This window comes from Pseudoalteromonas sp. BSi20311, assembly GCF_000239875.1.
GTDB lineage: Bacteria > Pseudomonadota > Gammaproteobacteria > Enterobacterales > Alteromonadaceae > Pseudoalteromonas.
In genome coordinates this window covers 87,192-97,085 of record NZ_BADU01000060.1, presented here as the reverse complement: position 1 = coordinate 97,085, position 9,894 = coordinate 87,192, and the positions used below count along the sequence as shown (strand labels likewise).

Annotated in this window: 10 protein-coding genes; 2 read left to right on the top strand and 8 right to left on the bottom strand. The window is 37.8% G+C overall.

Features of this window, described 5'->3' with window-relative positions; all coding sequences use genetic code 11:
• The 7 genes from P20311_RS06375 to merR form a co-directional block, all read right to left on the bottom strand.
• The coding region (locus tag P20311_RS06375; RefSeq protein ID WP_036984911.1) for a Tn3-like element ISKox2 family transposase at positions 1-2,268 on the bottom strand (2,268 nt) is incomplete at its 3' end.
• Positions 2,269-2,432: 164 nt separating this feature from the next.
• Positions 2,433-2,870 (bottom strand): MerR family transcriptional regulator, encoded by a 438-nt coding sequence (locus P20311_RS06370; protein ID WP_008110853.1) that lies wholly within the window; start codon positions 2,868-2,870, stop codon positions 2,433-2,435.
• Between the two features lie 113 nt (positions 2,871-2,983).
• Entirely contained in the window at positions 2,984-4,423 is a 1,440-nt protein-coding gene (gene merA / locus P20311_RS06365; RefSeq protein ID WP_008110852.1) for a mercury(II) reductase, read from the bottom strand.
• A 20-nt stretch (positions 4,424-4,443) separates the two neighbouring features.
• A complete protein-coding gene (gene merC, locus P20311_RS06360) occupies positions 4,444-4,863 on the bottom strand; it encodes an organomercurial transporter MerC (RefSeq protein ID WP_008110850.1) in 420 nt (139 codons plus the stop codon).
• Complete coding sequence (merP, locus tag P20311_RS06355) at positions 4,863-5,147, bottom strand: mercury resistance system periplasmic binding protein MerP (RefSeq protein ID WP_008110847.1); 285 nt, start codon at positions 5,145-5,147, stop codon at positions 4,863-4,865. The genes merC and merP overlap by 1 nt, the downstream gene beginning before the upstream one ends.
• 46 nt (positions 5,148-5,193) lie before the next feature.
• Complete coding sequence (locus P20311_RS06350) at positions 5,194-5,541, bottom strand: mercuric transporter MerT family protein (RefSeq protein WP_008110845.1); 348 nt, start codon at positions 5,539-5,541, stop codon at positions 5,194-5,196.
• Positions 5,542-5,731: 190 nt separating this feature from the next.
• Complete coding sequence (gene merR / locus P20311_RS06345; protein WP_008110844.1) at positions 5,732-6,184, bottom strand: Hg(II)-responsive transcriptional regulator; 453 nt, start codon at positions 6,182-6,184, stop codon at positions 5,732-5,734.
• 269 nt (positions 6,185-6,453) lie between these two features.
• Here merR and P20311_RS06340 point away from each other — a divergent pair, with 269 nt between their 5' ends.
• Together P20311_RS06340 and P20311_RS06335 are read left to right on the top strand one after the other, a co-directional pair.
• A complete protein-coding gene (locus P20311_RS06340) occupies positions 6,454-7,077 on the top strand; it encodes a recombinase family protein (protein ID WP_008110837.1) in 624 nt (207 codons plus the stop codon).
• Between the two features lie 248 nt (positions 7,078-7,325).
• The gene (locus tag P20311_RS06335) at positions 7,326-8,201 is read left to right on the top strand and encodes a DNA replication terminus site-binding protein (protein ID WP_008110836.1); all 876 of its coding nucleotides are present in this window, start codon (positions 7,326-7,328) and stop codon (positions 8,199-8,201) included.
• Between the two features lie 61 nt (positions 8,202-8,262).
• On the opposite strand, the gene P20311_RS06330 is transcribed toward P20311_RS06335, so the two are convergent.
• Positions 8,263-9,477, bottom strand: a complete 1,215-nt coding sequence (locus P20311_RS06330) for a hypothetical protein (protein ID WP_013463357.1) — start codon at positions 9,475-9,477, stop codon at positions 8,263-8,265.
• Positions 9,478-9,894: the final 417 nt, after the last annotated feature.

Below are 9,894 nucleotides of genomic sequence, written 5' to 3'. Positions count from 1 at the left end.
GGTTGAGAGGACATCTGGCTTAAGATCACTAGTATTAGATTGTAGTAAGTCGTAAATATAATGGGACTCATGCTCATTAGATCCTATGATACGGGCATTTAACGCACTATGATTGGCAACTAACGTCATGGCCGTAATACCTTTGTTGGTGCCGAAGTATTTCGAGGAGTAGCGAGTTTTAAAAGTCTCAAGGTGAGTTTCAAATTTTTGCCCATCGGTACTGGCGTGCAGGACGTCTTCTTGGATGTGATAGTGGCGGAAAATAGGGAGTGCCGCTACTGCGTTATTGATGATATCACTAGCCTCTTGCAAGGTTTCAGGCCTAATATAATTAGCTTGTATAGTGCTTAGATGCTCATAACTGCGATCAGATATTTGTGCCATCCCATATACGCCGCGATGTGTCGCATTCGCAATTAGAATAGCCAATAAATCATCCTGATTGGCGCCTACTTGTTTTTGTATTGGCAGCACGTGTGCGAAGCATTGCATAAAGTTGGTTTCTTGTTCAACATAACGCAACACATCAGCAATACTGACGGGGATCATTTGTTTAAAGAAAGGGTTGTTGACAAGTGATTGGGAGCCTTTAACTGGCAGTCGCCATCGTGTGCCACTTCGGCTCTTCATGATCACATTGCGGTTATCACCATTATCAATGTGACGAGCAACATCTTCTAGGGATGTTGTTAAGCGTATTTGTTTTACTTGCAGTAGCTTCTGAATCGGCTGCTTTAGCTTTTCCAATGTTGATGATGCCAATAGATCAGGCTGTATTGACGATGCAATTAAGTCGTCTTCTAGCGCACGATATTTAGTGACGTTTGATAAGTAAATTCGACCATTAAGCCGAGAAGCCAGTTGACGGTAAAGCAACCATTCGTATCGCTGTGGATGAACAACATCCTTGTTAATTAACCATGGACGATGTTTTTGTTGGATAAGTGTACTATCCATTGTTTGCAATGTATTACCTGCTAATAGTTCTGTTTTTGTGGTTTTGAGCTGGGTCACTAATGCTTCTGAGCCTTTACCTGCTTGGCATTCAAGACATAGAAACACGGGCCTTAATAACTGCTCAATTAACCCGTTTTGATCATCATAATATTGCCATTGATATTCTTCTACCGTGCGTTTTTGCTTTTTTAAGTACAGGCATAGCGTTTCTATATCTTGGTTATTCATTACACTTAATGCTTGTTGCCTAACCGTTGCAAATGGTTGATTATCGTCGATACTGTCATCAACAAACAGATGCAGTAATTCTGCGGCTTTGGTGACATTGTCTGCAGCTGACCTCCATGAGTCAAACACTGCCTGTTGGGCAAACGCATGCGCAGCTTCTTGTTGTTTACGGATATGATGAATAAACCCATCAGCCAATCGCTCTAGGCTTTGCCGTATGCGTTGAGTCAGAAAACACAGCAACCATAGGTGTTGCTGTGGACGCTTAAAGCGTTTTAGTTTACTGCCATAATAATCCACCATTTCACCGAAGTGTTGTTGGTTTTTAGACGATAAGGCTAAGCCCTTAACAGCATTATCAATCTGTCTTGTATAAGGCTGTAACTGATGATACACCGTCAGTTCTTTTTTTAGCTCTGTCACCATAACGCTTTTTGCACCGGCTCGAAGCTGGCTTAAGGAGAGCCCATCTTTGTCATCGATAATAGTATTTAGAAATCCGTGTAGTTCAGATGAAACATGAATACGAAGCTTATTATTTAACGCCTTCTTGACCTGTTGGATAACACGACTGATAAGCTTTTGTAAGACAGTATATTTAGGGATGGCAATTCTATGCGTTGCTAGATATTCAGCGGCTGCATCGAATAGATAACGAGGCTCAAGCCAAGCTTTGCCGACCATAACAAGATGTTCGTACAGCGGCGCAAAGTGCAGACTTTCGTCCCATTTCTGATAGTTTAATAACCTCAGTATTCTTTGATATATACGGTCACGCTGCATCTTATTAATGCTGAAAGGCCTGATCCCTTTGCCTCCTTGAACTTGCGTTGAAATAAACTGCATATCGTCAAAGATGAGGTTAAAGCTAGGTGAAAGAATCACAGGCTTAGACTTAAAATACCCTAATAACGCAATGAAATAGCATCGGTGGTTCCTTAGGCGAATACTTTTCAACTCTGTTAACTCGATCTCGTTTGGCGTAAAATACAATCGTTGTTGTTCAAGTGATAATAGCGGCGGAGAATATAGATCAAGCTGCTCAGCTTTGGTAAGAATTGATAGTTCGTTTTTTATAGCCATAGGAATTAAATTAAGTTTAAGGGGTTGTTAACCTCATAATTTGCCATACTTTGGAGAAGTAACCCACCTTTGTATGCCTTTAAATATGGTGAGTATGGCGATTTATGTTACTTTAGAGGGGAAAATCCCTAGAACCCCAAGGTGTGAACTGTTCTATAATTGTTCTAATTGCAAAACTCTTCAATTTGGTTTGTTACTAGATTTAAAAATACTTTTCTATGCTCGATTTTAGTAAGTAGCAGCTTTTGGATGTCTTCAGGAACTTTTCTTTCTCCTGCATCTATTGCCATTAGTAATGGCTTGATATCAACTACAAGAAGACCTGCCGCCCTTGCTGCTCGAATGAACTTTAATCTCTTTAATGCACATAAGCCGTAAAGTGAATGGCCTGACTTAGTTTTTTCTTCGCAGTGTACTAAGTTCTCAAGAACATAATTTCTTACCGTATGGACAGATGTTTGTGCAGCTAGTGCCAGTTGAGAAATACTCAAAGGAAAATCCAACGCATCATCATCACTACTAATGAACTTATTGATGTCAGGTATCTCTGTCAAAAAACTGACTTCACCAACAGGAATGTTTTCAACCTTAGATTTAATCATGATTTAGCATGCTTCCAATTTGTGTTGTTAATGGAATGCCTTAAGATATCTTGATTACATTCAATCAATTGGCACTCCATTAACATTTCTGTAAGTACATTACCGTTAAATGATTACCCTGCGCAGCAAGATAGCTCTTTAACGTCTTTGCTAAAGGTTTGAGCGCATAACTTCAATCCTTCAACCATCGTCAAATACGGAAATAGTTGACCTGCCAATTCTTCGACTGTCATTTTATTATGAATAGCAAGAGCCGCACTTTGAATCAGTTCTCCACCTTCATGTGCTAGAATCTGAGCGCCTAATATTTTCCCAGTAGATTTGTCAGCAACCAATTTGATAAAACCATCCGTTTCAAAATTGGCTAATGCTCTTGGGACATTTTCCATGTCCAAAACACGACTTATCACTTCAAATCCACCTGTTATGGCCTGCTCCTCGGTTAATCCAACAGTAGCCACTTGTGGGTCAGTGAATATAACAGCAGGCATGGTAGATAGGTCGAGTTGAGCATTTCCACCTGTCATATTAATTCCAGCTCTACTTCCGGCAGCAGCAGCAACATAGACAAACTGTGGCATATTAGAGCAGTCTCCAGCAGCATAAATGTTAGCTGTTGACGTTTCCATCATACTATTAACAACAATGGCACCACTTTTATCTGTTTCAACACCAACATTTTCTAAACCAAGCTTGTCAGTATTTGCATGACGGCCAGTAGAAATAAGCAGTTTTTCAGCGGTTAATGTGCCTTCGTTAGTTTCTAATGAAAACCCATTATTACTGTAAGAAACATGATTTGCTTGGGTATTGTTAAGTACACGAATGCCTTCTTTTTCAAAGCATTCAGTCAGCTTTTCACCTAATAACGGATCTTCTGCGTATAAAAGCGTATGTCGCGCTAATACTGTTACACTACTACCCAAACGGGCATAAGCTTGCGCAATTTCCAGTGCGATAACAGAAGAGCCGATGACAACCAGACTACTTGGTAACACGTCAGAAAATAAAGCTTCGGTTGATGTCCAATAAGGTGTATCAACTAACCCATCAATTGGTGGAATGCTTGGTGTAGAGCCTGTAGCAATTAAAATGCGATCTGCAACTAACTCTTCTTCACTACCATCAGCCATTTGAACTAGCAAGGTATTTTCATTTTTAAAACGCGCATAACCTTTAAGTAAAGATAGCGCGGGGTTATTCTCTAAAATACTTTGATATTTAGCACCACGTAATTCTTCAACGCGAGCAGTTTGCTGATGTGCTAATAAGGAGCGGCTAAGTTGTGGTTGAATATTCTCTAAACCATCAAACGGGTTAGTACGCTGCTGGTGCGCTAATTGTGCAGCACGGATCAATATTTTTGAAGGCACACAACCTACATTGACACAGCAACCTCCGATAACATCAGCTCCCTCAATGATAGTAACTCTTGCTCCGCCTTCTGCGGCTTTAATAGCACTGGCAAAAGCTCCTGAGCCACTACCAATAATGGCGACATGTAACTGTTCTGGCTGAGAGTTATCTGACGAGCAACAACTATTCGTTGACATATTTTATTCCTCTTTAAACGTTAAGCGGTACAAGTTTCATCGTCACAGCGCTTATTCGCTGGAGAAACCATGTCCCAAATTGATACGGCAACCATCAGTCCTAACCCAGTATAGGTAGCGTATGAACTCCAGCCATATTGAAACCAAGGGTATAAGGATAATAAGACTAAAACAGGTCCAGTTATGCCTATGAGAGTGCGTTGCCATTGGCGGTGACTAAACCAACCTAAGATATTCATTGCCAGCGCTAATACTGCAAACAGTGGTAACAACGTATTGATAAATACCCCTTCCCACTGACTAAGAAATCCCATCCCAATTGCCGCACCAAGACTAGCTATCGCGGGAAAACACATGGCGCATCCCATTGCCGAAACAAGTGCACCTATAGAGCCTGCTTTATCTCCGATACGCGTAACTAGTTCTAAGGGGCTAAACATTACTTATTTTCACTTTTTAAATTTGAAGGGTAGCCAGCGTTGGTAGTCGCTGCAATTAATGCATTGATGTTGGTTTTAGTGTCATCAAAAGAAACAACAGCTAGCTTAGGCTTGTAGGTAACTTTCGCATTTTCAACGCCATCAACATTTTCTAATGACTTTTTAACTGTGATTGGACATGTCGCACAGTTCATCGTTGGCACTTCCAGTGTAACTGTTTTTACTTCAGCAAAAGCACCAAAACTAGAAAGTGAAAGCAGTGCGGTTAATAATAATTTTTTCATAATTAGCTCCAAATTTTAAAATGTTATAAATTTCTTGATCTGTATATTAAGCAAACAAAAGTATCCAATAATTACTGGTCACTAAAATTGTCGCAACTATAGCGCTCAGCCAGAAAATGACTTTTCGTTGTTGCTGTTTCTTAGGAATTGCACAGGCCGTTCCCGGCTCACACTCTTCTACAGGACGGTAAATTTTCCAACCTGAGTAACCAAACAACAACACTACAAATGCGATAAATAATGGCCTATAGGGTTCAAATGCAGTTACATTACCAATCCATGAGCCACTTACCCCAAGTAATAACAGGAGCAAAGGACCTACACAGCATACGCCTGCGCCTAATGCTGCTATGATGCCTCCTATCATTGGAAGGTTTGATTTTTTTTGATTCATATAGATACCTCATTAAGTGATAATGCAAGTGTATTGCATGTACCTAAGTACGGAGTCAAGGGTGATTTATAAAAAATTTATCTTTGATAATCTGCTACGACAGATACGGGGAATAAGCTAACTTGAATTAAGGCGCAGAAGTAAAATTGGATATGCTGTTTTAGTGGGAAATGGTAGTTAAGTGAATCATTTACTTCGGTTGCAACGAATCAATTATTGGGCAGTGGCTATCGTCATCATTATTTTGGCATTGTCCTAAATGTTCTTCCAAAGCGTGTTCTAACAACAACAAGTCAGCCATCTTTTTTTGTACTGCGATCAGTTTTTTATTAGCTAATTCTTGTACTTTACTACATGGACTATCGTTTAACGCAAGTAACCCTTCAATCTCATTTAGCGTAAAACCTAATTCTTGAGAACGCTTGATAAAATGTATTCTATTTACCGTTTCTTTCGGGTAATGTCTATAGCCCTGCATAGGCTTTGGTGGTTGTTTAATTAAGCCTTTGCGTTCATAAAAGCGAATTGTTTCGACATTTACACTCAGTTCTTTAGCCAACATACTTATGGTTCGTTTAGACACGTTATCAATTACCTTACTGACTTTTTGTTTACTTACTTTATATCTAATTAAAGTGACCATCAATGAATACCAGTTTAAACATCGCTAATTGATTTTGTTTTTTCTTCTATTAAATAAGTAAAGTTACCGTTGTTACAACAATATTAAACCACAACAATGTATGGTTTATCCTTTTTCATTATCAAAGTCCAAATTAGTGTTATTACATGCAGTTCTACATGAGTACACCCTAAAGATACTGTTAATATATCACAGGCAATTACGTAATGACACCACTTAAATAAACCTATATGATATGACACCATCTAAATAGACCTAATTAGGCAAAAATGTTCATAAGAGCATATTTACGAGCATCAACTTCTGAGCAAGATGCAAATAGAGCAAAAAGCTCATTAAAAAAATTCGTTTCTTGCTTCAGCAAACGAATTGCTTCTTTTTATATAGAAAATAAATCTGGTAATTCTTTAGATAGACCAGAGCTAATTCGTTTATTGGATGAATCAGAGTCCGGTGATGTTTTGTTAGTTGAATCAATCGATCGTTTAACAAGGCTAAGCCCTGATGATTGGAAAACTCTTGTAGCCTCAATAAATGAAAAAGGAATTAGTGTTGTTAGTTTAGATCTACCAACCAGTCATTTAACATTTGGCAGTTTTCCAAGTGATGATTTTATGAGATCAATACTTAGTGCTATTAATAATATGCTGTTAGAAATATTAGCGGCCAGTGCATATAAAGAATATCGAGAACGTGAACGTAAGCAAAAAGAAGGTATTGTAAAAGCACAGCAAAAGGGACTTTATCACGGTCGTCAGCCTGATTTAGAGGCTCATGATAGGATTGCCTCGTTTACTGAAGCTGGATTTAGTATTAATAAAACGGCTGAAGCAGTTGGAGTTAGTCGAAGTACGGTAATTAGAGTTAGAAAAAAGCTTAAAAATTTAGACTAAGGTTAATTTCGAGGGGATGGGCGCAAAACCCCTTATACCCACTCCTTTATACTGCGTTTATATATAACTATTAGTAAGTTAGAAAATATTATTATTTAAATGTTCATACCAACAGCAAAGAACACATCATACTTAATTTAAATATAAAATTAATCTGAACAATTGAGTAATATTTAAATATAAAACTACCAAAGCAAAAAGTTATTTGCGAAAATGGTGTAATAGTAAGATGTGTTCTTGGTGGTGTTATGGTTACAAAAGTACAAATTAGAAGCCAGTTTGATTTACTCAATGAGTTAACGCTTAGGTTAATTGAAGAGCTTAAAGAATGTGGATTTGCTAAGGCCGAATATTATCAACTACCTGAAATAAGCAGTGTGGATGAAAATATAATTCCCGAGTCGATTGCAGTATCTAAAATTACAGGAGAGCTAGCACATAAGGCTATTTTGAATTCTTTTTCTGATATGTATAAAAAGCCTGGGCTGAGTAGTCGCGTATTAAAACGCCACCCTGGTTTATTAATAATACAAGATGCTAACAAACAAGCCATTATTGATCGCATTGCTCAAGTTAATAATGCAAAAGCGGCATTTAAAAATTGTATTTTAGCGATAGACAATAATGATGCTCGATTTGAAGCCGTGCATAATGCTATGCCAAATTTAATTACGCTTGCCGCTTATCGTAAAATTCATAGCGAAAGCGAATCCCCTTTTTCAGTTCGTTTTACTTGGATGCATAAACACGCCACTAAAACACTCACAAAGAAGATGGCTCTTGAAATGCTTGAAAAATCCGCTGGGTATAAAAACCCAAGAATGATTGATCAGCAAAACTGGCAATCATTGGTTGCTCAAGAACAAGTTCGGGTTGCCAGCTTAGGTGAAAAAGAAAAATTACGAATTAGGCGCCCTACCCGAGTTAGCCCACAAGTTAATGTTAGATACACGGCTCAAAATCGTTACCATGTTAGTGCAGCCTTACCTTTTATTCTTATAAACCCACAACCCGATGTGAAGTATGGCCAACTGCCGAGTTACGAAAAACCGTTATCACATCCACGAAAACGTGAGTATGACTTTCTGGTAGACCGTTTATATTTAGAACAAGTAACAAAGTAATTATGTTAAAAAGGCCACATTATGTGGCCTTTAATATAACTACTGGTAAAAATTAATATAATTATTTTTCTACAATTTCTTCCAACTTATCTTCATCAATTAATACTGCATTTTCAACAATGCGTTTACCACCTTGTATCTCTATCCGCTTGTTGTGTTTATTTAATGCCAGAATTTCATCACAAAACTGATCAGATGGATGCATTTCATAGGTGTAATCTACAATATTACCCGTTTTATCATCTTTTACATTGGTAATGCTGTACTCAGATATTGCCCCTTTTTCAATTAAGTCTTTCATCGTGGTGGTCATATCACGACGCAGTGCTTTTAATTTATTTTCGGTAATATCATCGGTTGAATAAATAGAGCCGTATTTTTCCATAATAGACAACAATCTAAAATGATACGTTTTTCCTGGGGCAGCATAACGCCATAAGTGATACAAACGTAACATCATCCAACGCGATAATCCGCGCTTTAATTCTTGAGCACTATTAAAATAATAGCCCTTATATTCAAGGTTATCGATCATGTTATGAACAAACGCATTTAAACACGCCACACATTTAACATTTCCGCCTTGGCCTTTTTTACCGCTAAAGTGTAAAGACGATAAAAAGTTCATGTTTGACTCGTAAAACGAATCATCAATATCAGAATTTTTAGTGTCGGTTGCAGAATATTTAAATGAAAGTTTTGAACCTTGCAATGCTTCAAGCGATTCTTTAATTTGCGGATAAGGCATAGACTGACCAACCGCTTTAAGTTCTTGTGCTAATTCGTTCATAGAAAACACAACGGCATATTGAATACCGGACTTAAAATTAATTTTTACTATTTTACCTTTTGAAGCAAGGCGAATTAGTGCACGCTCAACTTTTTCTTCTCTGTCTGATGGCCAAACTAGGTATTCAACGTCTTCACCATCTTTACGAGTACTTACCACAGCCGGTGTTATTTTAATTTCACCATCGTATAAAATACCGTCTACTTTCTCAGATATCTTACGCGTAATAATGGTTTTTTTAGGGGCTTCTTCAAGTGGCAGCTTTTTATGTCCTGAGCGAACAAAGCGTCCCCACAGATCATAATGGTTAAATGTGTTAGAGTAAGCGCGTAACCCATGGGCTGCATTTTCTATCGAAATTCGCACATCTTTATTATCTGTAAATAGTGCTAGGCTTTCGTTATCAATTGCACTTTCCACCCCGTGAATTTGGCCCCTAAGTGTATCGGGCAAGTTATCTACCGAGATGTTGACCTTTCGGCTCATGGTTTTTATTTCCGTTTTTATTGTGACAGCTAATAACAACACATAAAGCCACAAAAGTTAAATGTTTAAGTTAGTATAAAAGTGATCTGACTTCAAATAAAATGCTCAGATCAGTATTTTACTAAGCAAAAGTCAAAACAGAAGGTTTCAGATCACATTTATACTAACAAGGCTTTAATAAACCGAATTTTTACTAACTGAATAATAAATTTGTCCATTGCAAAGTGTTTTTTTTGATATTTAGCACGACAAATTAAACAAAAAAATTTGTTGCCTGTGGATAAGCTTAGTTCGAGTTAGCATAGATCTGATCTGTACTTACTACAGATCAGATCTATACTAATTAAACCGCTTATTATCTCTGTTGGTGAGTGCATAACTTTATAATTTACTTAGTAAAAACATGATCTATAGCGA

What these genes read in the sequence shown, in the direction of transcription:
- P20311_RS06370 (WP_008110853.1), bottom strand. Translation starts at nt 2,870, where the DNA reads ATGATTAAATCTAAGGTTGAAAACATTCCTGTTGGTGAAGTCAGTTTT.
- merA (WP_008110852.1), bottom strand. Translation starts at nt 4,423, where the DNA reads ATGTCAACGAATAGTTGTTGCTCGTCAGATAACTCTCAGCCAGAACAG.
- merC (WP_008110850.1), bottom strand. Translation starts at nt 4,863, where the DNA reads ATGTTTAGCCCCTTAGAACTAGTTACGCGTATCGGAGATAAAGCAGGC.
- merP (WP_008110847.1), bottom strand. Translation starts at nt 5,147, where the DNA reads ATGAAAAAATTATTATTAACCGCACTGCTTTCACTTTCTAGTTTTGGT.
- P20311_RS06350 (WP_008110845.1), bottom strand. Translation starts at nt 5,541, where the DNA reads ATGAATCAAAAAAAATCAAACCTTCCAATGATAGGAGGCATCATAGCA.
- merR (WP_008110844.1), bottom strand. Translation starts at nt 6,184, where the DNA reads ATGGTCACTTTAATTAGATATAAAGTAAGTAAACAAAAAGTCAGTAAG.
- P20311_RS06340 (WP_008110837.1), top strand. Translation starts at nt 6,454, where the DNA reads ATGTTCATAAGAGCATATTTACGAGCATCAACTTCTGAGCAAGATGCA.
- P20311_RS06335 (WP_008110836.1), top strand. Translation starts at nt 7,326, where the DNA reads ATGGTTACAAAAGTACAAATTAGAAGCCAGTTTGATTTACTCAATGAG.
- P20311_RS06330 (WP_013463357.1), bottom strand. Translation starts at nt 9,477, where the DNA reads ATGAGCCGAAAGGTCAACATCTCGGTAGATAACTTGCCCGATACACTT.